Source organism: Brevibacillus schisleri, from assembly GCF_055685845.1.
Window position 1 is genome coordinate 5,321,372 of the sequence record NZ_JBVNDM010000001.1, and the last position, 25,275, is coordinate 5,346,646.

The window sequence follows — 25,275 nt, forward strand, 5'->3', positions numbered from 1 at the left end:
GCTAAACGAAGCTGTCCGAAGTAGATCCTCGGCAGAATCACTTCGAACAGCTTACTATTTCAATCCGATATGCTTGTCATACACTTCGTACACGGAACGTGAAATGATCGCGGCCGATCTTCCCCCATAACCACCCTCAGGAACGATTACGGCTACTGCCAGGACCGGATCGTCGACAGGCGCATACGAAATGCTGACACCATTCGTAATGCGGGCGTGCATTTTCCACTTTGTCTTTTTCTGTCCTGTTTTCTCATCTGTCACCGTCACTGGTACATAAATGTCTTGTTCAGATGTACCTGTTTTTGCTGCTACCTGAAACGGCATTCCCGCATACGCGCGGACTGCTGTTCCCCCTGGTTTCGTCACCATCACCATGCCTTGCTCTAAAACATCCCAATATTTATCTGGGTGAGGAAAGGTGCTCATGGTTTTTGACGTGTACGTTTTCACCAGGTTTCCTTTTGCGTCTGTGATCTTATCTACCATCTGCGGCTGCAAACGTACACCTTTATTCGCAAGTGTAGCCACATACTGTGCCAATTGCATCGTCGTTGCCCGAACTTGCTGCCCAAAGGAAGCCTGCACCATCGCTGCTAATGGTCCGTAGTTTTCATCCATCACCAAATAGTCTTCTTTGCCTTTGTTTTCATTCGGCAAATCTACACCAGTCTGAACGCCTAATCCGAACGCATGATAGTACGATTGCAGGACGGACGCTGACTCTTTTCCTTTTCGCCGGGACAGCTCCTCTCCGATTCTCGCCATATATGTATTCGATGACTTTTGCAGGGAAATCGCTGGGGTAATCATGCCATGCGCTTTGGAACTGTCATTCTTAATCCGATCCGTACCACGTCCATAGTGATACACACCTCCATCATTCCAACGATCGGAGGGAGTAATAATGCCTTGCTGCAAACCGAGCAATACCGTAATCGGCTTGATGACAGACCCAGATGGCACAATTGAACCCGGGTGCTTGTAGCCCTCCTGGATGGCTGCCTCTCCTTTTAATGGCTGTGTATTGTATGGGGCTTCCCGAATGGCTCCATTCGTCACCGCCAGCTTGATCTGGTCATACATTTTTTGATCCGGTCCCTCAATCCATACGTTTGGATCGTATTCGGGATAGCTGACCATCGCAACGACCTTGCCTGTCTTAACCTCGACTGCCACGACGTACGCTCCCTTTGCCCCCCTCGCCTCAGGGATGGTTGCACGCAGCTTCGGGAGAAACTCTCGGATCGAATCCCGGATACCTAGCTGTACCCGCTGATCAATGGTGAGATACACATGATTGCCCGGGACGGATGGAACTTCCTCCACTTGCTTCACAACCGTCTGATTTGCTGCGACCTCATACATCCGGTAACCGTTGCTCCCGCGAAGCTCGTTTTCGTAAGACAGCTCAATCCCATCGAGCCCGACTAACTGGTTCGGCAAATACCGTGTACTCTCATCCTTGTAGGAGGCGAGCTTCACATTTTCAGCAATATGAAAGGGCCGGACATATCCAACCGCCTGTACAGCGATTTGCTTCGGATCGTATTTTCGGATGGGTTTTGTCACCACCTCAATCCCTGGCAGATCGCCACGATGCTCACCCAGTACAGCGATTTCTTTAGCAGTCAAATCCACCTTCAGCTCTTTCTCCAAATAGCGCGGCAATTGTCGTGCCGCTTCCACGTACTTGCCATTCTCGTAGGCATAGCCGACATCCATCTTTTTTAACAGTGTGGCCTTGTCGAGACTCAGTATTTTCCCCAGCTTTTCCACCAGGTCAAAGTACGCTTTCTTCTCCATGATCTCTTGTTCACGAAAGACGGCGAGATGAGAAGGCCGACTTTCGGCAATGACATATCCGTTACGGTCATAAATGTTTCCTCGCATAGCCGGAATGTAATCTTTTTTGTACGATCTGTCTGCCAGCTCATTTGCATAAATGCTCCCTTGCTGGATTTGAATTTGCGCCAATCTCAAAATGATACCCACAAACATCAGAAATACGACGATATATACGATTTGCAGTCGTTTCACACGATCGTTTTTTGCTTCTTTCATACTTGCTCTCCCTAATTTTTCAGTGCCTTCGTGAAGATCCGTTTGATACGTGCATCGAGTACATGACTGCCACCCCGACCACGGACATCTTCTATCATCATGGTAACCAGCAAACGCGGATCATCTACATTAAAAACGGCGTACCATCCGTTTTCCAACCCAAGCTCGCCTTTTTTCTGTTTCAACTCAGCAGTTCCAGTCTTACCCGCCATGCGAATACCAGGCACGCGTGCTCCTCGACCGGTACCGCGCGGGTCTTCCATAACCTGTATCAAATACTGCTTCACCGTGCTCGCCACATCGGCAGGTATGACATTCGTCTTCCAATACCCATCTTTTTTGTCTCCCTGCAACAGAGATGGATTCACGATATTCCCGTCATTTGCAAAAGCACTGTACACCAACGCAAGGTGAAGCGGCGTCATCGTTACCTCGCCCTGACCGTAACCGGAGTCTGCCAATTGAATCTCGTTTTTGAAACCGTCGTTATACAGCTTCGACTTTTCTAGTGGATATGGAATCGGAAGTGCTTCATGGAATCCAAACAACTCGCTCTTTTTCACGAATGGCTCCTCCCCAATGGAGAGCGCCGCTTTCGCAAAATAAATATTGTCGGAGTAAACCAATGCTTTTTCCAAATTGACAGGTCCCCCGTAATCGCTGACCCGCGTTACCTCGTATCCACCCCAGGACACATCCTTTTGCCAATGTAGTCCGCGGACTTGGATACTATCCGCAGGGGTAATGGCTCCTGACCCAAGGCCAATCGCTGCCGTAATCGGCTTAAAGGTGGAGCCCGGCGCAAACCCGCGCGCGAATCGATTGAGAAGCGGCTTTTGCGGGTTTTCATTCAGTTGCTTCCATTCTGTAGCCGACATCCCAAGCACAAACGCATTCGGATCAAAGGACGGGGAATTGACGAGGGCCAGTATTTCCCCGGTCTTTGGTGAAATGGCCGCAGCCGTGCCTGCTTCGTTTTTCAGCTCCTGGTAAATTGTCTGCTGTACTTCTGCATCTATGGTTAATGCCAGTGGCTGTCCATGCCTGGCGAAGCGTTCCACCACGGTCTTTTTTTCCGTTCCATCTGCATCCGTGATGACGATACGCCCACCTGCACTCCCTCTTAGCTTCTCCTCAAAAATCTGTTCCAGTCCTGATTTTCCAATCACATCGGACGTTATATAGCCCTGATCCTTTCGCTTCTCGTACTCTTCCTGACTGATCGCTCCTACATAGCCAACCAGATGGGCCGTCGCGTCCTGATAGGGATAGTAGCGGACTTTCTTTTTTTGCAATTGGAGCCCTTCAGTTTTTTCTAATTGTTTGATGCGTGCATCGTTCTGCGGCAGCGTAGCGATCCGGATAAACTTGGTCGACTTGCTTGTCGCCGCTTGGACCTTCGAGGTGAGGTCATCCAACGGTATTTGCAAGAGCTTGCTGACCGCCATTTTCCCGGTTTGTGACGTCTGGTTCCATTCTCCCGGATTTATCCCGATATCTATCACGACACGCTCTGTTGCCAACGGACGCCCTGCCCGATCCGTGATTTCACCTCGTCTGGGATACACCGTATTGGCTCTTACTTTGTCCCCTTCTTTCATTTCGGGAAAAATAAAAGTAGGATTCCAATGAATGTACCAGTCCTGCAAGTCGTTCTGCGTTTCTTTGACAAGCTTTGCTTTCCCTGTAAAAGAAATCGGTTCGACGAAGGTTTCCATCGTCAGCCGATAATGAAAGTTGATCTGTCCATCCTCACCTGGCATGACGTCGCCATTGTACATCGGCTCAACCACAATCGCTTTGGCATCGACTCCTCCGTAAATGTTTTGGTAACGCGAAACGAATTCTTCTTTACTGATAGTCTTTTTTGTATGTAAAGAAAGCTGCTCGTACATGTCAGAGAACTTCTGTTCTTTCCATTTTGTCGTATATGCTGTGAATGCGGCCTTTGCCCTCTCACCATCCGACTGCGTGGTGTCCTTCCAAAAGTCCCAGAAAAGATAGAAAAACCCTGAAAGAACAACGACAAAAACCGTCCAAAATACTATCCATGTCTTTTTCACTAGTCATTCACCTTCCCTAACACACGATATTACAGTCAGATACCATAATATATGGAAAAAAGATGATGACAGGATGAGACTATTCTCATAGTACGATGATAAGTGTCAGAGAGTTACATCAAATGCAAAAAAACACAGGAAATGCATCCTGTGTCTGCCGTACTGCCTACTATTCTTCCCACATGTAACCAAAGCGCGGGATCGTGGTGACATTCTCGCCATATCTGCCTAGCCGCTTACGCAAGCGATAAACGAGCGCGTTGATCTCGGCTCGTCCAACATCAGGAACGCTGCTTACCGTATTCAGCAACCGCTCCGGCCAGACGAGTACCATGATTTCCTCATAGCTGACCGCCTGATTCGCACGTTGGTACAAAAGCATGAGCAAGTCCATATCTTTTCCGGTCAAATGGATTCTTGCGCCATCGAGACGGATTTCTCTACGTTCCAGATTGATGACCAAGCCGGAAGTGGAGGTGGTTTCTTTTGGATTCATCAAAGGGAATGAGAACTCCCTCGTCACATCCATCTCGCTACCCTCTGCGAAAAATATCATTTCGACCACGCCTTTGGCCAGCGTAATATGATCACCATGATAAAGAAAATGGGGTGCTTGCTGTATTGGATTTCCGTTTACTTCTGTCCCATGCTTGCTTTGCAAATCAGAAATGGAATATTGGTTATTGATTTTCCTTATCACTGCATGCCTTCTGGATATATACGGACTGGAAAAAGCAATGTCTGGCTGAAATTGATTGCCCCGTCTCCCAATCGTACACTCTTCCTTATGTAGAAACTGACGCTTTTGAAGCTGTTCGGGGTCTCCTTTTTTGATCAATACATATATGCCGTCGTCCAACATTCATCACCTCGAAAAGAGTTGGAGCTATCATCAGTATTTATTACAGTACAAAGTACGCATAAGTCAACACTTTTTTGAACATATATTAATAGCAAAAAAGCCGCCAATTGTCCAGACAACGAAAGTGACCGGTCGATTGACAGCTCTATATCATCGCTATCCACAAACGAATAGCGCTCGATTTTCTATGTTGATCGTCTTAGGAGCAGCGCTTGAGAGCAGCAAATTTTTTCGGTTCAATCGCCAGTAGATGACAATCGCCATTCGGAATAAACAGCTTGTAGGACACTCCCTTTGGCACAACGATAAACTCTCCGGCTTCCACCCATATATTACGCTCGTGGTACATCAGCAGCAGTCTGCCTTTGACGACAAACAGCAGTTCATCTTTTTGGTCATTTTGTTGCCAAGGATACTCACCTTGCAGCTTCTCTAGCTTAATAGACGTATCATTCATCTCTCCGACAACCAGAGAGCTCCAGGAATCTTGCAAGCGTGATAAATGTTGTGCGACGTTCACCTTTTCCATGATGATCCTCTCCCCTTTGCACTCTACGATAATATAATTTGCAGGAGAGAGACATAGTAACGAAATGATAAATCATCTCATAAGGAGATGATAAGATACTGAAATTTCTGATATACTAAACAAAAATAGGCAGTTACCCTGAAGGCCTGCCCGTTAACTAGACTGTTCATCTTTATCGTCTCACTACTCTGTCGTGCCAAACCGTTTGGCGTTTCTTGCGCGAGCTCGCTCGATTTCAACTTCTCGATTGCGTGGGTCTGCATTCGTCACGAGCGAATCTAGGAGATTTTTCGCAACAACGGAGACCTCTTGGACCGCACGATGAAAAGCCTCTTCATTGGCCTTCGAAGGCGTGTTGAAGCCCGAAAGCTTTCGCACGAATTGCAGGGCTGCTGCTTGAATCTCATCTTCTGTCGCGGGTGGGTCGAAGTTGAATAAGGTTTTGATGTTTCGGCACATCGCTTACACCTTCTGTTCCCTTTTTTGTATCATTCTACTATACGTAAGCAATGAATCCTAGGCTGGGCTGATTGTGCTTCAAAAGATGATCAGGTAATAAATTTGTACACATAAGGAGATAAAACTAATGGCAAATAACAAATTACTAAGAATGGACAATGTTGGTATCGTTGTAGAATCCCTTGATGACGCCATCTCTTTCTTCGAGGAGATTGGCTTGAAGCTCGAAGGACGCGCTACTGTCGAAGGTGAATGGGCTGGTCGCGTAACCGGGCTGGGTTCACAATGTGTAGAGATTGCTATGATGGTTACCCCAGATGGCCACAGCCGACTTGAACTTTCGCGATTTCTCACCCCACCGACTATATCAGATCACCGAACTGCTCCTGTAAATGCCCTCGGTTATCTGCGGGTCATGTTCACCGTTGAAGACATTGACGAAATGGTATCCAGGCTCACTAAGCATGGCGCTCAGCTCGTCGGAGAAGTGGTTCAGTACCAGGACTCGTATCGGCTTTGCTACATTCGTGGAATTGAAGGACTTCTAATCGGTTTGGCGGAACAGCTCGGTAATAAATAAGTGCCGTTTAAAAGAAGACTTAACTGACATTACTAGAGTAAAAATAGAAACAGAAAAGCAGTGTCTTATAAACAAAGCATTGCGGCCAGCAGCAAGCTGCCTTAAATCGGTGGGACTTCGTGATGCATGAACTTAAACGGAAATCAATGCAAAACCAAATGAAAGAGACTCAACTAACGGGGTCGATAGTTTAGGATCATGTACGGTGAACCGTATCACAAGTAACGGTAAAGTTATTTTGTTTATCTTTAATAAAAAAACTTAAGTTTGGCTCCGTTATTAATCTGATACTGAATGCAAGTTTGCACCTAAAAAAGTAAAAACGACCTTGACTAATCTGAAAAGGTCGTTTTTACTGAACTTAGCTGAAGAATATGCATAATTCAGCTTTAGTATAATTGAGGGAAGAACTATCGTAATTCCCAATAATATGTTATGCTAAACTAATAAATATATGCATAAATAAAACACCTCAACTATTCAGCAGAGGTATCTTACAATAAATGTGCGAAGAACTATCGTAATTCCCACATTCTAATTTCATTTTGAGGAAAACTATCGTATACCTCGAATCTTATATTACTATGCCTAAAGATAAATGTCAATAAAATTTAGGGTAAGATTTTAAAGCCAAATCGCTTTTGTAGACCTTGTTGTCCATCATAAAGGTTACTTTCTACAAGATGAGCTATACTTGGTTTTTTAGGTTCTAAACCATTGCACGCGCGATTTAAGGTTCCAGGTATAAAGTCAGCTAATTGGAGACCAATATTGTTATCTGCTTTAATAAGAAAATTAATATTCAATAGCTTTTCTTGGAAAGCATTTGGGCTAAAATAAAGAGTTCCATTTGCTATGATTTTATGATAGAGGTTTCTTAATTTTGTGTCATCTGTTGGATTTGTAGATTCAATGTAAACCGATCCCCTCCCTCTGTTTTGCCATAAAAAATGAACAAAATTTTCAAGGACTATTTGCAATACAATAAAATACTCATCATTTAAATGGTTTTCAGGATAAAAGGTTTTATAATCATTTAAGTGAATAGAAGCACCAATTGTGGTTACAGGAAAATTGGAGAAAATTCGCTCCATACCTTGCCAAAATTCTTCACGTTTTTCTCTTATACGCATATTTGAATATTCATCTTGTGCTTTTCTAACCTCTGTTTCATGTAAAATAACCTCGGTACTACCAAATATTTTGGTTTTTAGTGACTTAACTTCAGTAATAATTTCTTTTTCATATGTTTCTTGTTTTATAATTAAACCGGCTAAACATAAATGGTTTATATTGCTTCCATTTGGTTTTGATTCATCTAGAAATAAATAGTAATTGTCCATTTCCTTTCCCCCAAAAGCCCCTCAATAATCTAATTATACTAGACCTTTGTAATATTTAGTAGAATGATTAGAAATATTGTAGTTGCGAACCTTATCATAAGTTACGGCAACTATAAGTGGAAAAGTTAACAGTTTTGATTACTCTATTGGAGTAATAAGGAGGAAAGTTGTTGCAGATAGATTTAATTGAACAAAAAATTTAGAGCATACGTGTATAAACAAACTCTAAAGGAACAAAGTGAATTACAAGAGATTTGACAAATCAGTTGATGCTTAGGCATATGGTTGAAAACTTATGATCGATCAATTAACTAAGTGAATGCATAGTTTATATTTATTAATTATGGGTTAATAGTATCTTTTCTATCTATGTGAAAAAATGGGATGTTTTCAAATTACAGGGGTGATTCTAAATGGCTGGAACTATTATTGAGCAAACGATTAAAGAAGTTGTTGATGACCTGATTATTAAACAACCAGAGTACAGGAAATTGTTGTTTAAGACTCTAAAGAATTTAAAAAAAGTACATATTCACAGGAACTTGTAGATGCAATATTTCAAAAACCCAAAAATATGATATCGATGTTTACGATGCTTATTGCTTTCTAAATGTTTGGTCGGGATTATTTTCAGGAATAATTGCAAGAGCTAAAGTATGGTGGCAGTAAACCAAAGAAAGATGCTGATATCATTGGAAACAATTCGATACTGAAAATCCTGATTCCCCCATTCAAAACAGAATTTTTACCTTCTAAGATAGGAGATGATGGTTACTTTGAATGGCTGGGTGGAATCAATTTACAAAGAGAAAATGTAGTTGGTGGTGACGTGAAAGTTGATTATATAGCAGTTGAATCTCAAACTATCCCGTTAAAAGTTGATACACATCTTCGTATAAAACTTTTCAGTATTTGACTTCAGAAGGAGGAGCATTAGCTAGATTCCCTTATAACTCAGAAGAAATTTATATTTTTTACAATTTAGATTATGAAAATGATTTGTTGGAAACTACGAAAAAGATGTACTGAAGCTTATGGAAAATAAGGAAATATGACTCTATTTAAAAGCTACGGTGTTCTTTAGACAAGCGCAGCTTTTTCGTTCATGTTCTTCAAAACTTGCTCAAGCGTAAATAAGTGACGTCAACGGTCTCGGTCTGGGGGGGCGTTGTCGTTGTTCAAAACTCGGTGAACCGTATCACAAGTAACGGTAAAGTTGTTTAACTAAGGAGGTTAACCAGTAAAAACTGGCTAACCTCGAGTCTGTAAAATATTTTGTGTAAACTCTCAACCTCTAAACTACAATTAGGAGTAGAAAGGTTGGGAGATTTTTATGATGTCAAAAGAGCAGATCAAGCAGTGGATCAAAGAGAAAAACATGAAGTCAGTGGACGACGTGCAGTCAGCGTTAAAGGATCTATTCGCAGACACGATCCAAGAAATGCTGGAAGCTGAAATCGAGTCCTCTCTTGGATACGCCAAGCATGACATGAAAAACAAGCGGACAACCAACAGCCGCAATGGGTATAGCAAGAAAACCGTCCGTTCTGAGTACGGGGATGTTGACATCCAAGTCCCTCGAGATCGAGAGGGTGATTTTGAGCCGAACATTGTAAAGAAACATCAATCCAATGTGACAGGGATCGAAGATCAAATTCTCGCCCTCTATGCCAAAGGCGTATCCACACGCGATATCCAAGACCATCTGCAACAGCTCTATGGCATCGAAGTCTCACCAACGCTCATATCCAATGTAACGAATAAGATTGTACCGATGATCAAAGAGTGGCAAAATCGCCCCTTACAAGCGGTTTATGCTGTTGTTTTCCTTGACGCCATTCACTTTAAGGTAAAACAGGACGGAGCTATCGTCAATAAAGCCGCCTATATGGTCATTGGTATTGACCTTGACGGTCATAAAGATGTGCTCGGGATCTGGATTGGGGAGAATGAATCAGCAAAATTCTGGCTGCATGTACTCAATGAACTGAGAAATCGTGGAGTGCAGGATATTCTCATTACGAGCGTCGATAACCTTCGAGGCTTTACAGAAGCCATTTCAGCATGTTATCCGAAGACGGAGATTCAGAAATGTGTCATCCATCAAATCCGAAACTCCATCAAGTATGTTTCCTATAAGGATCTAAAAAAGATTACGTCCGAACTGAAACCCATCTATAAGGCTCCAACGGAGCAAGCTGCATTGGAAGAACTCGAGCAATTTGAACAAGCCTGGGGCAGTAAATATCCCTTGATGGTTCGTTCCTGGCGAAATAACTGGGATGAGATTGCGACTTTCTTTAAATATCCCCCAGAGATTCGAAAGCTGATCTATACAACCAACGTCATCGAGAGTTATCATCGACAGCTCCGAAAAGTGACAAAGGGAAAAGCCATGTTTCCCACAGACGATGCCCTTCTGAAGATGCTATATCTCGTGACCATGGATGTTCTGCGAAAGTGGACGGGACGCGTCCAGAACTGGGGACAGATTCTCTTGCAGCTATCCGTTTTCTTTGAAGATCGAGTACAGCCGTACATTCGGTAACAAATGAAAGGCTTCATCCCCGAAGGGATTATCTTTCTCTCCACCAATGCGTCAAGGGTTCGCTTCGCCTTACGCCCTTGACTCTATTGGCTTCGAAAAAGAGGTCCCAATTAGGGGGATGAAACCTTTTCATATATCGGTTGATTGAGTTTACACAAAAATCTTGACAGACCCCTAACCTCCTAATACGAAAGGGTAGTAGTAAGAAGATTCGCCACAGAGACCTATTTAAAAATACGATCAATTTCGTTGATTTCTTCTTCTGTCAGGTAGACGTTTACTGTTTTTAAATTATCCAGCACTTGCTCTGCTCTTTGTGCTCCGGGAATGACAACCTCAATTGAATCATGTGTGAAATACCAAGCAAGGACTATATGGGCAACTTCGGCATTTTTTTATTTGCAATTTCACGGAGCTGCTCTACCTTTTCTAGATTTTTTTTAAATCTTTCGCCCTGGAAGTGAGGCATATCTTTGCGTAGATCATTGAATGTCATATCCTTCTTGTATTTACCGGCAAGCAAGCCTGATGCTAGTGGAAAGTATGGAATAAACGAGATATTATTCTCTGTCGTATATGGAAAGAATTCTTGTTCTGCTTCACGCTGCAGCAAATTGTAGTTTCCCTGTATTACATCGACATATCCATCCTTATTTGCTTCTTTCAATTGTTCCAGTGAGAAGTTAGAAACGCCAATTGCTCTGATTTTACCTTCGTCCTTTAGCCGTTTTAAGACTCCAACCGCCTCATCTTTTGGTGTATCCTGATCTGGAGCATGAATATAAAATAAATCTATGTAATCTGTTTGTAGCCTTTTCAAACTATCTTCAACGGCTTGTTTTAAATAAGCAGGTGAATTATCCATGGTAACATCATTGCCGACAAGTGTAAGGCCACCTTTTGTTGCAAGGATGAGTTCATGCCGCTTTCCTGCTTCTTTTATCACTTCACCTATTAGCTCCTCTGAACGTCCTGTTCCATAAAAAAACGCTGTATCTAAAAAATTCACTCCATGGTTGATCGCAGCCCGCACCAAATCTTTTCCTACTTCTTCATTTAAATTCGGATAAATATTGTGGCCACCTACAGCGCTTGTTCCAAGTCCGATTGAATTGACAACTAAATCTGTTTTACCAATTCGTGTTTGTTTCATCATTCTCTTCAACTCCCTCTCATTTTGATGCTTAGCGTACGTTTCGCGCGAGGTTTTTACCGGTATTTACAGCATAATTCATTACGTTACGTAAGCTTCAAGTGTAAAATGTTTTTTTTGCATATACGTATCTCTGCAACTACAAAAGCTGCCCCTCACAACAACGGGCAGCTTCCTTTACCGCGGATACTATTTATACTTATAAAAACAAGGATAAGAATAGGCGAGAAATTTAAAGCCCTTTTTCTCCAAAATCGGTCGACTCATCGGACTCGCATCCACCATCAACAGCGGATACCCGCGTTCCTGTGCTGCTTGTACCCTGACTGCTACGAGGGCTGTATAATAGCCTTTGTTTCGGAAGTCAGGCAAAGTAGAGCCTCCCCACAGACTGCCAAAAGACGTATCCTCATGCAAGTACATCCAAGCAGCGCTCACTACCTGATTGCCATTGTACGCAGCGTAAACGAGCAGCTGCTCAGGATTTTCGGCCAAATCCCGTTTTAATCTCGCAGCAAGCTCCTCATTAGCACTGCCCCATATCTGCTCCTTCAAGTGCATGATATCATCAATGCCCGCCGCGTCGGTGATTTGCCGTATCTCTGGCGGAATGACAAGGCTTCGTAACTCCTCTGCCTGCGCCACCTCCAACACAAGCGTCGCTTCCTCCTCATCAACTGTAAAACCATGACCTTTCAGCCTCTCAAGCAAATTAGCCGGTTGGTCATAGTCAAAAAGCTTCCACTCAAAGGATTGCTGAAGACTCGAGAAATATTCGAGTTCCTGCTTGATCACTTCCTCTGCATTTTCTTCAGACAGCCTGGAATACAAGACGACTCCAGAATCATCCGGGGTGGGTGAGACGTGACGAACGAGGTGTTCTGTCTCCTCCCGGCGAAGGGGCGGATAGGTGATTTCCAGCCTCATCTCTTTGTCAAAAAGCCGCAATACTTCTGTCTTGTTCATGTTTTCATCCTCCCTTGTCCACATCAGGACTAGTGCAAAATGTTTAGCAAAAACGTTAATGTTCCTATACTGATCACTGTCGTAACCAACACGCTGCTGGAGACGAATTGCGGTCGCATGTTGAATTGGATCGCATAGATCGCTGTAGTGGCGGCAGAAGGCATGGCTGCCAGAACGACCAATACCTTTTGCAGAAGCGGATCAATCGGGAATAACAGACAGATGAGGTACGCCAAAAGTGGTGACGCCACTAGCCGAATGACGCTCGCAGCACTGAGTCCCTGCCACTCTAGCGCTTTGGTAGAAACATTGGCGAGCTGCATGCCCAAGATGAGCATCACAACTGGAATCGCCGCCTGTGCAACGAGATCAATCGCCTGGTAGTAGCTTTGCGGGATGACGATTTGCAGCTGTTGTAGCAAAATTGCGAGAACCACAGCGTAATTGGACGGCTGTTTGAAAATCGCCTTGATGGCCGTCCCCATCCCATTCCCGCCTCGAGAGGCAAAATACACGCCGAATACGCCCATCATGATCGAGTGGAAAACCATGATTTGCACCGCATACGTAAAGCCGGCCTCCCCGAAGGCAAACAAAATAATCGGCGTTCCATAATTGCCACTGTTCATGAAGGCGGTCGCGAGCATCAGTGCGCTTTCCTGTTGCTTGTTGTATTTGAACATGCGTGCCGTCAATTGCGTGATCACAACGAGAGCGGCCAGCAAAAGCAGCGAAATCACCACGATATAAAATAATTGCAAGTCGAGCTCTGTTTTGTAAAACGTACGAAAAACGAGTGCCGTCGACAAGATGTAAATCGCCAGGGAAGAGATCGGTTTCAAATCCATTTTGAAAATGCGCTGCAAAATATAGCCGCTAAGAAAAATGAGTAGGACGGGCAGGATGACTTCCAAAAAAATCATGATTCTTCCCCTTACCGCGCTGCTTCTATGAAGCTTTTTACTTCGGACAGCGTAGGTATGGCGGGAATGGCACCTAATCTCGTTGTCGTGAGTGCAGCTGCGGCATTCGCAAAGCGCACCATGTCCTCTAACGTGGCTTGTAGGATATCCAGCATACTTTCCCCCACCTCAAGAAGCTGATAGAGCAGCGCGCCCACAAACGCGTCTCCCGCGCCAGTCGTATCGATCGCGGTTACTTGAAAGCCACCGACTGTGCCGAAATGATTTCGTGTACGGTAAAAACACCCCTTTTCCCCCAACGTGACAAAAACAGCTTGCAGATCATATTGCCCCAGCATCCACGCTGTCGCTTCCACGACATCCTCGCTCCCCACGAGAAAAGCCAGCTCTTCCTCAGACAGCTTGACGATATCTGCCTGCGCCATTCCTTTGAGGGCCAACGCCTTTGCTTCCTCCAGATCCGCCCATAAGGACGCTCGAATATTCGGGTCAAATGAAAGGAGCCGCTGATGCTGTTTGGCGTACTCGACTGCTTTCCAGGTTGCTGATCGGGCTGGCTCATGCGTCAAGGACAGCGTACCGAAATGAAAAATCGCTGCCTGAGCAATCAGCGCCTCGTTCACGTCTTGCTCCCGCAGCATCATGTCCGCACCCGGATTACGGTAAAAGTGAAAAGAACGATCGCCTGTCTCATCGAGATGGACAAAAGCCAACGTCGTAGGCGCTTCCTCCGTGAGTACGAGCCCTTCTGTGCCAATATTCAGTCGGATTAAAGTCTGTTGCAAAAAACGCCCAAACACATCGTTTCCTACCGCACCGATAAAGGAAGTCCGTTTCCCAAAGCGCGACAGAGTGGCAAGTACATTGGCAGGCGCTCCTCCAGGGTTTTGCTCAAATGCAATGCTGCCCGGCTTTTCCTTCTGCTGTACAGGTGTAAAATCAATCAATAACTCTCCACATGCAACCACATCTACCATGTTGATTTCCTCCGATGACCGTGATAGCTCCAGTATGTCACAGGTTCTTTTTTTTGCCAATGAAAGCCAGCGGCTGTAAAAAGAAATGGCTAAAGATCCAGACATAATCTGTGATCTCTAGCCATTTCTTTTTAATAGATCGTCAAATCCCACTCACTTGCCATATGCTTGAGCAGTGCTACCCCTGCTACGCTGTTTCCGTACGGGTCAATTGCAGGGCCATACACACCAATTCCGCAGCCGCCAGCAAAAGGCAGCTCCACTGAACGCCCACGCGGTGGTATGGCAGCCATAATGCCTCCTGACACGCCACTTTTCGCTGGTACCCCCACAAAAGCGGCAAAATTGCCGGAAGCGTTGTACATGCCGCATGTAACCATCAGTGCTTTGGTTACACGAGCCAGTTCTTTGCCGAAAAGCTGTTCCTTGCCTATCGGATCATAGCCATCATAGGCCAGGATCAAGCCGATTTTTGCAATGCCCTCCGCCGTTACCTCCAGAGAGCATTGCCGAATGTACACATCCAAAGCATCCTCTACCGGACAAGCCAAAAAGCCAGTAGCTGCAAGATAGTAGGCGAGGGAACGATTGCGGTTGGCCGTTTGCCACTCGGAGTGATACACTTCCTCGTTGATCGGATGCTTGCGTCCTGTCATGCGCTCGACCATGTCTTGGAAGGAACGAAATTTCTCCTGGACTCCGTTCCCCTGCAACAAGGAAGAAACCGTAATGGCTCCTGCGTTGATCATCGGATTAAACGGCCTGCCCGGCTTATGCATTTCCAGCCGAACCATCGAATCAAATGCGTCTCCCGTGGGCTCTACATCCACCTGCTCCAATACATTCGCAATCCCGTGGTGCGTGCATGCTGCGAGAAAGCTAATGACTTTGGATATGCTTTGCAGGGTGAAAGGAGCATCGTAGTTGCCTGCCCTGCTGATTTGTCCATCTGGCCCCATCACACAGATCCCTAGCTGTGTTGGGTCAGCCTCTTTCAAAGCAGGGATATAAGCAGCACATTTTCCCTTGCTGGACTCCCCGCGATATTGCTCGATCCATTGTTCCAAGCAGTCTGTTTCGCTCGTTCTTGTTTGCTGCGCCACTTGACTAACCAACTTCCTTTTCACCATCGATTTACGCTTTTTGAGGTGGTTGAACATCGTCGGGAATGAGCGAGAAATATTCTTCTCCTTCCAAACGTTCCTGCAATTCGGCTTTTGCCTGTTCGATCAGCGCCGGGTTTTCCATCGCCTCGATCGCTGTAGCAGCCATGACTTTACCTGCTTGCAGCATTCCCTTGTGTGCGATAGGCATGGCCCCTTGCGAGACGACCTGCCACGTATGGAAAGGCGTTCCCAGTGCCCAGCACGTCGTCATGCACTGCATCGTCGGAACCTGCCAACTGACATCTCCTACATCCGTAGACCCGGCAAGCGTAAGCTCGTGCGTTGATAGTGGCCCAATCACATCCGCAATTGCTTTGTCCTTCAGTTGCTTCGCTGTTTCACGATCCAACCCGAACAACGAAGCTCTCATATCCTCAGCTGTTAACGTTGCCTGAATTTGTTTGGCATATTGTTGGTCTGCTTCATCGTACGTAGGTACGCCGACTTTAACCAGATGTTTGTGCATGAGCTTTGCTAATACCGTATTCGGCACGAGATCAGAAGCTGTCCCCTCAAACACCGCTTCCATAGTGGTTCCCGTCATCAAGGCGGCTCCCCGTGCGATGTCGTAGACTCTTTCATACAGTTCCTTCACTTGCTGCTTTTTCGGAGCGCGAATCAAGTAGACGACCTCCGCAAACGGCTGGACGACGTTTGGCGAAATTCCACCTGTATTTGTAATCGCGTAGTGAACCCGTGCTTCCGGAATCATATGCTCTCGCATGTAGTTCACGCCTACGTTCATCAGTTCCACGGCATCCAAGGCACTGCGTCCCAAATGCGGAGCGGCGGCTGCATGCGCGCTTTTTCCGTGAAACTGGAAACGAACGGAGTAATTCGCAAGCGAGCTAATGTTCATGATGCTTGGCGTTGTCGCAGGGTGCCAGGAGAGTGCAAAATCTACGTCAGTAAATACGCCGGCTCTTGCCAAATACGCTTTTCCAGAGCCCGCTTCTTCTGCTGGGCACCCATAGTAACGAACTGTACCCTGTAAGCCGGTTTGCTCCATGTAATCCTTAATACCAACCGCTGCTGCCAACGCTCCAGCCCCTAGGAGATTATGTCCGCAACCATGTCCATGACCGTCAGTGACAATCGGATCATGATTAATGGCGCCTTTTTTCTGGCTCAAGCCTGCGAGCGCATCATACTCGCCCAGAATGGCTACGACGGGCTTGCCGCTTCCGAAGCTGGCAACAAAGCCAGTATTCAATCCAGCGATTCCTTTCTCCACTTCAAAGCCCTCTGCTGCCAGCGCTTGACACAAGTACTCGGCAGAACGATGCTCCTCGAAGTAAATCTCTGGTGTTTCCCAAATTTTATCGCTAACGCGAATAAACGCATCTCTTTTTTGTTCAATTAACGCTGAAATGATCTCGGTTCTGTTCATTTCATACACTCCTTTCTCTCGATGTTCAGGCGGATGCACTGTCGGCGTTTTGCTTCAACAGCTCGCCTTTTTCATAGTTCAACGATAATAGTGCGCCAATGCAGATGACCGCGAAGCCGATCAGCATCCAGAACGCTGCATCAAATGAACCGTTAAACGCTTCTACGATAAAACCAATCGCCATCGGCGTGATAAACCCAGCTAGCTGTCCTCCTGTATTCACGATGCCCATCCCTGTTCCCGCTACGGCAGCCGGAAGATTTTTCAGGACAACAGATGGCAACAGAATGATCACAAAGGAAAGGAACAGCGACACAATTGCTTGATACGTAATAAACATCGTCACGCTCGATGCAGTAAACATGAAGTACAAGAGGACCGCCACTACCACACAGGAGAAACTACCAATAATTTTTTCGCGACCTTTAGGCAGCTTGTCCAGTACATAGCCACTCACATAAATACCCACCAAAGTAGCGAAGCCTGGGATCGTTTGCAGCCAGCCGAGTGAAATCATATCCAGTCCACGTACTTTGCTCAAATAAGTTGGCATCCAGGTTACGAGGCCCCAGTTTACTGCATAAATGCTAAAGTAAGCGATTAACAGACTCCAAAGCAGTGGTGTTTTAAACAGCATCGCCACTGAGGTTTTTGGTTGATCGGAGCCAGTTGTATTCGTTGCGGATTCTGCTTGTGGAAGTGTAATATAGCGCCAAAACAGGAAAGCAATGATGGCGCCAATAGCTCCAATGGCGAGGAACATAGTTCGCCAGCCCATGGTTTGAATCATCCAAACGGATAAAATCGGAGAGAAAAGTCCAACAATCGCACTAGAGGAGAGCATCACGGACATGGCTCGCGAGCGTTCCTTGACAGGAAAGATAGTAGCGATAATCTTCGAGCTGGCTGGTTGGAAACCACCTTCGCCAATCCCGAAGAGAAAGCGGATGAGAATCATCGAAGCCATAGACCAAGCGGCTCCGGTTAGCCCCGTAAAAATAGACCACATGACAACAGAAGCGATGAGTACTTTTCTGGCACCAAATCGGTCTGCCAGCCAACCTCCAGGCATTTGCATGAGTGCATAACCCGCAAAAAAACTACTGAGCAATAATCCCGTAGATGAAGCACTCAACTGCAAGTCTTCTGTGATCGACAAAATGGCATAGTTCATGACGTATCGATCCAGGTTCCCTAATGCCCAGCCTAAAAAGAGTAACGCTAAAATCCAGTTTCTCGTGCGTGCTGATACCATATGTGTGGATACCTCCTTCTAGATGCATGACTAAGCTAGTCTTTCATTTTGGCGAAAGCGCATTCATCTCGTTCGATAACTGACGATTCGCGCAAATATGGTCCAGCTCCGTTATTTACCGCATATATTACGACATGTCGTTATATATACTCTACGAAATGTTGAGACTATTGGCAACGTTTTTTTTACCATTCCGTTCTTGGCAATGAAAAAAGCACCCGTAACAGGTGCTTACAAAAGTCGGTATCGTTTGACGGGTCTTCCTCGCGTTGATTGCGATTCCTCCCCTGAGCTTTCCGCCAGCTCAACGGCGCACAAATCCGCGACGATTCGCTGTGCATTTCGCTCGCTCATTTGTAAATATTTAGCTAGGTCCTTTGTCGTGAAATCGGCCCAACCCATTTTTTGCAGCAAGGCATCGAGCTTTTTATAGCTTTTGACGCTGATGTTCCCCTTTTTCAGCTTTTCCAAAACCTCATCATCGTCAGCACGATACGAGTAGACGAGCTCCTCTTCCTGACCGACCCACTCCACAATCGTTCCGTCATCCTGAATCATGACAATATCACGCGCTGCTTTTTCCTTCGATTGGCGCAATGCACGGTGGGCATTCATCTCTGCTGCAAAAGCCGTCTCTCCAAAACCGATTCCGACAGCGACCGTCGTATCTGCTTCCTTCGCCAAAAACTCCACTGTGTTTTGCAAGGTAGGAATCTCTTTGTGAATTGTTCCGCGCGTACTGTAGATGACGTATCGGCCATTCCCTTGCTCCAGAAGTGATCCATCCACCTGCTCGCACAGCTTGATCAAGGCTTGCTTAATACGCAGCTCCAAATATTGCAAATGATACGGGGTCTTTGCACTTTCCTTGATTCTGTCAAATTGCTCGACCTCAATCATCTCGATCCCGATTTGTGTATCCTTGAAATACGATGTCCGCACTTTCTCCACAAACACGCGTACCGTTTGCTGGATCTCCATATGGCTGGGCGAGATCCAATAAGCTGGGATACCAGCTTCTACGAGCGCTTGATAGACGGTCGGATAACAGGTCATGGCAGCGTCTGTCTTTTTCTCATTCCATAGCGCAAGATGAAAATCGAGCAGCTCCTGCGGATCGATCGTAGCTTCGAACGTCTTCATATACATATCGCTCACAGAGATGTTGATACTGTGGAGAGAATCTTCCATGAATTTTGTGGATAAAAGCATATCGATACTGACGCGATCGATTAATTTCCGATGGGTGTAGACCATTTCCAAAAAGCCTTTATAGATGCTAGACTCCGTCGGGTAAATATGTTCCATCCGCTTGTCGTCATCTAATGCTTGCTTGGCAATCAGGTACGGAATCGGTCCGGAAAAAAGCCAATGATCCACGTACTGGTCATTTTCCAAGACGATTTTTTCTGTCTCTTTTGTCTCTGTATACGGATACGGAACAAAATTCATTCCTTCCTCGAATTCCTTTGCAACCGCAAGAATCCTTTCTACCGATTGCTTGGGACCAACCACGCCGATTTTAAACATCCATCTATCAACCTCTGCGTTTCTATTTAGACGAGCCTTTGCTTACGACCATTCTATACAGATTCACACAAACAAATCCACCCTTCTCCAAACAAATGGGAAGGGATAACATCGGTGAAAAGCGAATAACTCCGGATTCCCTACCGAAAGGAGTCGTACCATGAATTTCAATCTGGATGAAGCGATTGAGGTTCTAGCGCGTACGCCACAAGCGTTGGAATCCTTGTTAACAGGCTTATCGGATGGGTGGTTGCTGCACAACGAAGGCGACGACACCTGGAATGCCACCGAAGTGATCGAACACCTTATTGAAGCTGAGAAAACGAATTGGCTCCCACGTCTGGAAATCATTCTGCAAGAGGGAGAGAGTAAACCGTTTCCTCCCTTTGATCGGTACGCTCACTTACAGGACAACTCGGTTAGACCGTTCGAACAAAAGCTGCTGGACTTCAAAACGCTTCGAGCCCAAAACATAGCCAAGCTGCGAACGCTCGTGGAACCGGAAAAGCATCTGGAATTAACCGGACTCCATCCTGCTTTTGGCGTCGTAAAAGTACGAGAATTGCTCTCTACGTGGGTCGTTCACGATTTAACGCATACGGCGCAAATCGTACGGGTCATGGCAAAAAGGTACACGGCTGATGTAGGGCCATGGAGCGAATATTTAGGTATTCTGAACAAATAATTGACATCGCTACCCCTGCCTGTCTTTTTACGGCAAAAACAACTGTGGAACCGTATAGAGTGCAGGGGAACCACCCGTATGAAGGAACATTACATGATCACTCTTGTTAAAATGCCCTTCGCGAATCAAGCCAATCACCCCTGCCATCGCCTTTCCGGTATAGACAGGATCTAGCAAAATTCCCTCTGTCCGAGCAACCAGCTGAACAGCCTCGATCATGCCATCTGTCGGAATCGCATAGCCTGGCCCGACAAACCTGTCGTCGCAAAGCACAGCTTCTGCTCGTATGTCCCCTTTCAAACCGATCAGTGCAGCTGTACTGTGCAGTAACCCCATCACCTTTGCTTCTTGTGCAGCCCGATCGCGGCTGACATTGATCCCGATTACTTTTGTGTTAGACTGACGCGCCATAAATCCCGCGAGTAAGCCTGCTTGGGTACCGCCGCTTCCCGTTGCCGTCACGACATAATCGTACGGAGTCATCGTTTCCCAAGCCTGCTGCTCGATTTCTTCCGCACACGCCATGTACCCCAAGGACCCGACTTCGTTGGAGCCTCCTACAGGGATCAGATATGGTTTTCTGCCTTGTTTTCGCAGACTTTCAGCGAGCTCTTCCATAGCTGCAAGCAAATCTGCCTCTGCGGGAATGACCTCGATTTTTTCTGCTCCGAGCAAGTGAAACAACAGATGATTGCCACTCGCTTGCGGTTGGTAGTCCCCCGTCTCAGGCGCGGACAGCACGAGCTGGCAGTGCAGACCTTCGCGAACTGCCGCCGCAAGTGTCAACCGACAGTGATTGGATTGGACAGCTCCGCATGTAATCAACGTATCTGCCCCTTGCTCGATTGCCTCCGCCACCAAATACTCCAGCTTTCGCGTCTTGTTTCCACCTGCTGTCAAGCCAAGCATGTCGTCTCGCTTGATAGAAATACTCGGTCCGCCTAACTCTTTGGATAATCGCTCCAGCCTTTCGATTGGTGTATGACCCTGCGTGTATTTTCTGCGATGGTAACGGATTTTGTTCATGCTTTTCTTTTCTTCCCTTCTGCTTTGCGTTATGTGACTTTGTTACATGCAACCAAAAAGTACTCCGGTACAATAAGTCTCATCAATCACAAACACCATAACCGGAGGGATAAGAATGAAAAACGTCGGTCGTTTTGATCAAATGCTTCGTATCATTGCTGGATTAGTCTTTCTGTCCTTGTTCTTCTTTCTGGACGGAGGCTATCAATACCTTTCGTTGATGGGCATTCCGCTCCTGTATACAGCCTTGACCAAACAGTGCTTCTTCTATCGTATCTTTGGGATTAACTCTTGCCAACTTCCTTCGCAAAAATCTTAATTTTTGCATTTGACCTTACCTCTTTGATTATATACCATTATCTGGTATCAATATCATTACGATCAGAGAGGTAAGAAAACACGAATGAATGTCCAAACAGAAGCAAATGTAAATAAGCCAAAAGGATTGGGCGGCTGGTTAATCTGGTCGACCATTATTGTCGTTCTGAGCCCACTTTCCTTGCTTTTATCCGTTATCGGCATTTTTCTGGATTATGCTGAAGCAATTGAAGGGCTCGCACCGTTTATGGAGCAAAGCCTGTCATTCACTTTGTATTACTACGGCAACATTTTGTTAGAGATAGGATTACTCGTATTTTCGCTGTTCCTTCTCGTTTTCTATTTCCAGAAGAAGAAACGTGCTCCCCATTTATTTGTTGGCCTGATTCTTTTTTATCTCATCTTGAACATGATCGATTTGCTGGCTTGGGCGAGCTTTGACAATCTTTTCGGAGACACAAGTCAGTATGTCAAGCAATCGGGACTAAGCTTGCTTCATACTTGCATCACCGCGATGATCTGGGTTCCCTATTTCCGCTTGTCCATACGAGTAAAGAATACATTTGTGAATGAATAAGGGTCCAGCGCTTCCCTCAATCGGTCCCGATGCACCCATAACGGCTTTCGCAGTCCCGCCTTCTTCACGATACCTTCTCCTGTTAGCTCATGGAGTGTCTCTGTTACTGTTTCACGAATACACCCCATCATCGTCGCCAGCTCCTGATGCGTCAGGTTCACTGCCAGCTCGATCCATTCCGGTGCGTCAGCCTGGCGCTCTCCTCCGTATTTCTCGCACAGCCTGCCAAGCAAATATACGAGACGCTGTCGCACACTTCCATACGCCATGAGCTCCATCATTTCTTCTACCTCTTGCAAACGATTCGAGACAATCTCGATAAAATGCAAGGCAAGCCTCGGCTTCTCCAGCATCAGCTCTTCAAATTGTCCTTTATCAATCGAACAAATCACCGAATCTTCCCACGCTTCCGCGTACATATTGGTTGAACTGATCGTAAACGAGCCGATCTCGCCAAACACATGTCCCGTGCCGAGCAAATCAATCGTCAGCTCTTTGCCGTCAGCCGAAAGCTTGTATAGACGAACCTTCCCAGCCTTGATCAAAAACAACCTTTTTAGCTCCAAGTGAGGAGAGGAAATTATCGTTCCTTTTTTGACTACTTCCATAGGAGTCGCCGGTTCCAATTGGGCTAGCTCTGCTTCACTTAACGACTGAAACAAATTGATGCGGGATAAAAACTTCTCCTTTTCGATCACCGTGCACTTCCTCCTGCTCACTGTAGGCTGGACTACATATTGTATGGATCACACCCATTATACTCCTCGTTAAGCAATGGATTTCGAATGAACAAAGGAGTGTAAATCGTTGAACACATTCATCATGATTCTTTCACTGATTTTGGCTTTGATGTTTTCCATCTCTGTGTTAATGAAATTTTTACGCGCAAACTCTATGCTTCAGCACTGGAAGGAATATGGGTACCCCCTTTGGTTTATGGACGTGATTGCCTCACTTGAGCTGGTCGGAGTCATCGGTGTAGTTAGCTCCTTTTGGATTCCTGGAGTATTAACATTCGCTTGTATCCTGTTCGCCATCCTCATGCTCGGTGCTATCCATGCCCATCTTTTTCGGGCAAAGCATAAACCCGTCATGGCGATAAATGCAGGAATTATGCTTATTTGTTCGTTGCTTCTCCTTTGGCTTTAATCGTTTCCGAGCGCTTTCCAGTACGTTTTTTGTCCGTTACTGATCAAGATTGCTTGTCTCGGAACTTGCTTCATCACCAGGAAAAGATTCAGCATATCGACCGAAGAAGCGATTGCGTTTATCAAAATCATAAATTTTAATACAGTAGTGAACAGCCCCAAAAACCCTAGAAGAACAGGCAACATAATCGAAATGAGAATGAATGGAGCGATGGTAATCAGGATGTATCTTGCTTTTGGAATCTTTTCTTCCGTTGCTACAAACCCGCCAAACAACGTTAGCCCCATCCATGTTTTTTCTGATCTCAAGAAATTCGGGATAAAAATCAAATGCAAGCATTCATGAATAATGACCAAGGCGAGTAGAGAGAATATCGCACCCAAGTCAATGGATATGGATAGCGAATCAGATGTCAGCCCCAATTCCTCCAAAGTTATTGGCGAAAAAATATGGATGATCCCAAAAACGATGAGTGCATTAATCAGCATGAAAGGAATCGATAAAAGAGTTGCCCTGCCCAAACTCTGTGGTTCATTCAGTGGAACCCATTCATTTTTCATCAACTCAACATGTACATTTTCATGATACTGTGGCAATTTGGTTGTGATTCTCATAAAAAAACCTCCCCTTTCTAGTAAGACGTTCACCCTATGTAATCAGTTTCTTTAATGGGGAGATAAATAAAAAAAGGCTATCTCCTGAGCTTGCTTGGAGACAGCCTTTTTCTCATGGTCATTTATACTTGCTTAAGCAAAAACTGTTTGCCATATTCCCCGTGATCCAGAATCGTCGGGTGCTCGATTTGAATCGTCGAATGGTCAATTCCGTACTTCGTTTGCAAAATGTGATTAATCGCCAGAATGACACAATACGGCTGGATTCCTTCACGAACGAACACATGCGCTGTCAGGGAGTAATGTTCCGTGGATACCGCCCACAGGTGCAGCTCATGAACATCCTCCACACCCTCTACTTCACTAAGGTCCTGACGGATTTGATCGAGATCAAATTGCTCTGGAACAGATTCCATTAAAACAAGCAGCGACTCACGAATGATTTTGGCACCACCTGTAAAAATGATGCCCCCAATTACCAAGCTAATCAACGGGTCAAACAAGTAGTAGCCTGTCATGTAAATGAGAATCGCCGACGTAATTACACCGACAGAGCTGAGCAAATCCCCAATAAAGTGCCATAACGCGCTTTTTACATTGAGGTTGTCTTCTTCCTTCATACTGCGAGAAAGCACGATGGTCAACACGATGTTTACAACCAAACCGATGGATGCAATGGTCAGCATCAACTGCAAATCAACATCTTGCGGATTGATCATCCGCTTGATCCCTTCAATCACGATCCCAATCGAAATTACAGCAAGAGCCAAGCCATTCAAGAACGAAGCAATAATTTCAAAGCGGAGAAATCCGAACGTGTACTTCTTCGTCGGCTTACGTGTCGCCATATAAATAGCGGTCATACTCAACCCTAAGGCAAAGACGTCAGAAATCATATGGGCGGAGTCAGACAGGAGCGCGAGTGAATTGGACATCAAGCCCCCCACAACCTCCACGATCGTAAAAAACAACGTCAATAGGAGCGTAATCCACAGTGTTTTCTTCGATGTTTGCTGTTCTTTCACATGATCAAGATGGTGAAAATCACCCTTTTTCATACCTATCACCTCTGTCCATTTAATTTATAAAAATTACAAT

The 25,275-nt window shown here is 45.5% G+C and carries 24 protein-coding genes and 1 pseudogene; 7 read left to right on the forward strand and 18 right to left on the reverse strand.

The window, feature by feature from the left end; all coding sequences use genetic code 11:
* Positions 1–54 precede the first annotated feature (54 nt).
* The 5 genes from ACUUHJ_RS25245 to ACUUHJ_RS25265 all read right to left on the reverse strand — a co-directional run bounded on the left by ACUUHJ_RS25245 (position 55) and on the right by ACUUHJ_RS25265 (position 5,977).
* The gene (locus tag ACUUHJ_RS25245) at positions 55–2,064 is read right to left on the reverse strand and encodes a peptidoglycan D,D-transpeptidase FtsI family protein (protein WP_472300261.1); all 2,010 of its coding nucleotides are present in this window, start codon (positions 2,062–2,064) and stop codon (positions 55–57) included.
* 11 nt (positions 2,065–2,075) lie between these two features.
* Positions 2,076–4,127, reverse strand: coding sequence for a penicillin-binding transpeptidase domain-containing protein (locus ACUUHJ_RS25250; RefSeq protein WP_472300262.1), 2,052 nt, complete (start codon positions 4,125–4,127; stop codon positions 2,076–2,078).
* 169 nt (positions 4,128–4,296) lie between these two features.
* Positions 4,297–4,989 (reverse strand): FHA domain-containing protein, encoded by a 693-nt coding sequence (locus ACUUHJ_RS25255; RefSeq protein WP_289674327.1) that lies wholly within the window; start codon positions 4,987–4,989, stop codon positions 4,297–4,299.
* Positions 4,990–5,188: 199 nt separating this feature from the next.
* Positions 5,189–5,518: a cupin domain-containing protein gene (locus ACUUHJ_RS25260; RefSeq protein ID WP_064201449.1), complete on the reverse strand. Its 330-nt coding sequence runs from the start codon at positions 5,516–5,518 to the stop codon at positions 5,189–5,191.
* Between the two features lie 183 nt (positions 5,519–5,701).
* A complete protein-coding gene (locus ACUUHJ_RS25265) occupies positions 5,702–5,977 on the reverse strand; it encodes a DUF2277 domain-containing protein (protein WP_015892925.1) in 276 nt (91 codons plus the stop codon).
* Positions 5,978–6,104: 127 nt separating this feature from the next.
* On the opposite strand from ACUUHJ_RS25265, the gene ACUUHJ_RS25270 reads away from it, so the two are divergent.
* Entirely contained in the window at positions 6,105–6,557 is a 453-nt protein-coding gene (locus ACUUHJ_RS25270) for a VOC family protein (protein ID WP_056491477.1), read from the forward strand.
* Positions 6,558–7,168: 611 nt separating this feature from the next.
* Here ACUUHJ_RS25270 and ACUUHJ_RS25275 read toward each other — a convergent pair.
* On the reverse strand, positions 7,169–7,900 hold the full coding sequence (locus tag ACUUHJ_RS25275; protein ID WP_472300263.1) for a DUF3800 domain-containing protein: 732 nt from the start codon (positions 7,898–7,900) through the stop codon (positions 7,169–7,171).
* Between the two features lie 640 nt (positions 7,901–8,540).
* Between ACUUHJ_RS25275 and ACUUHJ_RS25280 the strand changes: the two genes are divergently transcribed.
* Both ACUUHJ_RS25280 and ACUUHJ_RS25285 read left to right on the forward strand, forming a co-directional pair.
* On the forward strand, positions 8,541–8,816 hold the full coding sequence (locus ACUUHJ_RS25280; protein ID WP_472300264.1) for a hypothetical protein: 276 nt from the start codon (positions 8,541–8,543) through the stop codon (positions 8,814–8,816).
* Between the two features lie 417 nt (positions 8,817–9,233).
* On the forward strand, positions 9,234–10,448 hold the full coding sequence (locus tag ACUUHJ_RS25285) for an IS256 family transposase (protein ID WP_289673754.1): 1,215 nt from the start codon (positions 9,234–9,236) through the stop codon (positions 10,446–10,448).
* 224 nt (positions 10,449–10,672) lie between these two features.
* Here ACUUHJ_RS25285 and ACUUHJ_RS25290 read toward each other — a convergent pair.
* From ACUUHJ_RS25290 to ACUUHJ_RS25325, 8 genes and pseudogenes are all read right to left on the reverse strand, one after another.
* Positions 10,673–11,604, reverse strand: a pseudogene (locus ACUUHJ_RS25290) (aldo/keto reductase).
* Positions 11,605–11,790: 186 nt separating this feature from the next.
* Positions 11,791–12,567, reverse strand: a complete 777-nt coding sequence (locus ACUUHJ_RS25295; protein WP_472300266.1) for a GNAT family N-acetyltransferase — start codon at positions 12,565–12,567, stop codon at positions 11,791–11,793.
* Positions 12,568–12,596: 29 nt separating this feature from the next.
* Positions 12,597–13,490 (reverse strand): AEC family transporter, encoded by an 894-nt coding sequence (locus ACUUHJ_RS25300; RefSeq protein WP_472300267.1) that lies wholly within the window; start codon positions 13,488–13,490, stop codon positions 12,597–12,599.
* Between the two features lie 11 nt (positions 13,491–13,501).
* Positions 13,502–14,467, reverse strand: a complete 966-nt coding sequence (locus ACUUHJ_RS25305; RefSeq protein ID WP_472300269.1) for a carbohydrate kinase family protein — start codon at positions 14,465–14,467, stop codon at positions 13,502–13,504.
* Positions 14,468–14,598: 131 nt separating this feature from the next.
* On the reverse strand, positions 14,599–15,582 hold the full coding sequence (locus tag ACUUHJ_RS25310; protein WP_472300271.1) for a glutaminase: 984 nt from the start codon (positions 15,580–15,582) through the stop codon (positions 14,599–14,601).
* Positions 15,583–15,601: 19 nt separating this feature from the next.
* Positions 15,602–17,023: a M20 family metallopeptidase gene (locus tag ACUUHJ_RS25315; RefSeq protein ID WP_289674337.1), complete on the reverse strand. Its 1,422-nt coding sequence runs from the start codon at positions 17,021–17,023 to the stop codon at positions 15,602–15,604.
* A 25-nt stretch (positions 17,024–17,048) separates the two neighbouring features.
* The gene (locus ACUUHJ_RS25320) at positions 17,049–18,278 is read right to left on the reverse strand and encodes an MFS transporter (protein ID WP_289674338.1); all 1,230 of its coding nucleotides are present in this window, start codon (positions 18,276–18,278) and stop codon (positions 17,049–17,051) included.
* Between the two features lie 231 nt (positions 18,279–18,509).
* Entirely contained in the window at positions 18,510–19,808 is a 1,299-nt protein-coding gene (locus ACUUHJ_RS25325; RefSeq protein WP_472300273.1) for a hypothetical protein, read from the reverse strand.
* A gap of 160 nt (positions 19,809–19,968) precedes the next feature.
* Here ACUUHJ_RS25325 and ACUUHJ_RS25330 point away from each other — a divergent pair, with 160 nt between their 5' ends.
* A complete protein-coding gene (locus ACUUHJ_RS25330) occupies positions 19,969–20,493 on the forward strand; it encodes a DinB family protein (protein WP_472300275.1) in 525 nt (174 codons plus the stop codon).
* Between the two features lie 27 nt (positions 20,494–20,520).
* Here ACUUHJ_RS25330 and cuyA read toward each other — a convergent pair whose 3' ends face one another.
* On the reverse strand, positions 20,521–21,519 hold the full coding sequence (gene cuyA / locus ACUUHJ_RS25335) for a D-cysteate sulfo-lyase (RefSeq protein WP_289674341.1): 999 nt from the start codon (positions 21,517–21,519) through the stop codon (positions 20,521–20,523).
* Between the two features lie 115 nt (positions 21,520–21,634).
* Here cuyA and ACUUHJ_RS25340 point away from each other — a divergent pair, with 115 nt between their 5' ends.
* Both ACUUHJ_RS25340 and ACUUHJ_RS25345 read left to right on the forward strand, forming a co-directional pair.
* A complete protein-coding gene (locus tag ACUUHJ_RS25340; RefSeq protein ID WP_289674342.1) occupies positions 21,635–21,838 on the forward strand; it encodes a YgaP family membrane protein in 204 nt (67 codons plus the stop codon).
* An 84-nt stretch (positions 21,839–21,922) separates the two neighbouring features.
* Positions 21,923–22,414: a DUF2569 domain-containing protein gene (locus ACUUHJ_RS25345; protein ID WP_472300276.1), complete on the forward strand. Its 492-nt coding sequence runs from the start codon at positions 21,923–21,925 to the stop codon at positions 22,412–22,414.
* Here the strand turns inward: ACUUHJ_RS25345 and ACUUHJ_RS25350 are convergent.
* Positions 22,366–23,112, reverse strand: coding sequence for a Crp/Fnr family transcriptional regulator (locus tag ACUUHJ_RS25350; protein WP_289674344.1), 747 nt, complete (start codon positions 23,110–23,112; stop codon positions 22,366–22,368). The two genes, ACUUHJ_RS25345 and ACUUHJ_RS25350, sit on opposite strands and share 49 nt — an antisense overlap.
* A gap of 109 nt (positions 23,113–23,221) precedes the next feature.
* Between ACUUHJ_RS25350 and ACUUHJ_RS25355 the strand changes: the two genes are divergently transcribed.
* Entirely contained in the window at positions 23,222–23,563 is a 342-nt protein-coding gene (locus ACUUHJ_RS25355; RefSeq protein ID WP_173610112.1) for a DoxX family protein, read from the forward strand.
* Here the strand turns inward: ACUUHJ_RS25355 and ACUUHJ_RS25360 are convergent.
* A complete protein-coding gene (locus ACUUHJ_RS25360; RefSeq protein ID WP_289674345.1) occupies positions 23,560–24,177 on the reverse strand; it encodes a DUF3267 domain-containing protein in 618 nt (205 codons plus the stop codon). The genes ACUUHJ_RS25355 and ACUUHJ_RS25360 overlap by 4 nt on opposite strands.
* 122 nt (positions 24,178–24,299) lie before the next feature.
* On the reverse strand, positions 24,300–25,235 hold the full coding sequence (locus tag ACUUHJ_RS25365) for a cation diffusion facilitator family transporter (protein WP_472300278.1): 936 nt from the start codon (positions 25,233–25,235) through the stop codon (positions 24,300–24,302).
* Positions 25,236–25,275 lie beyond the last annotated feature (40 nt).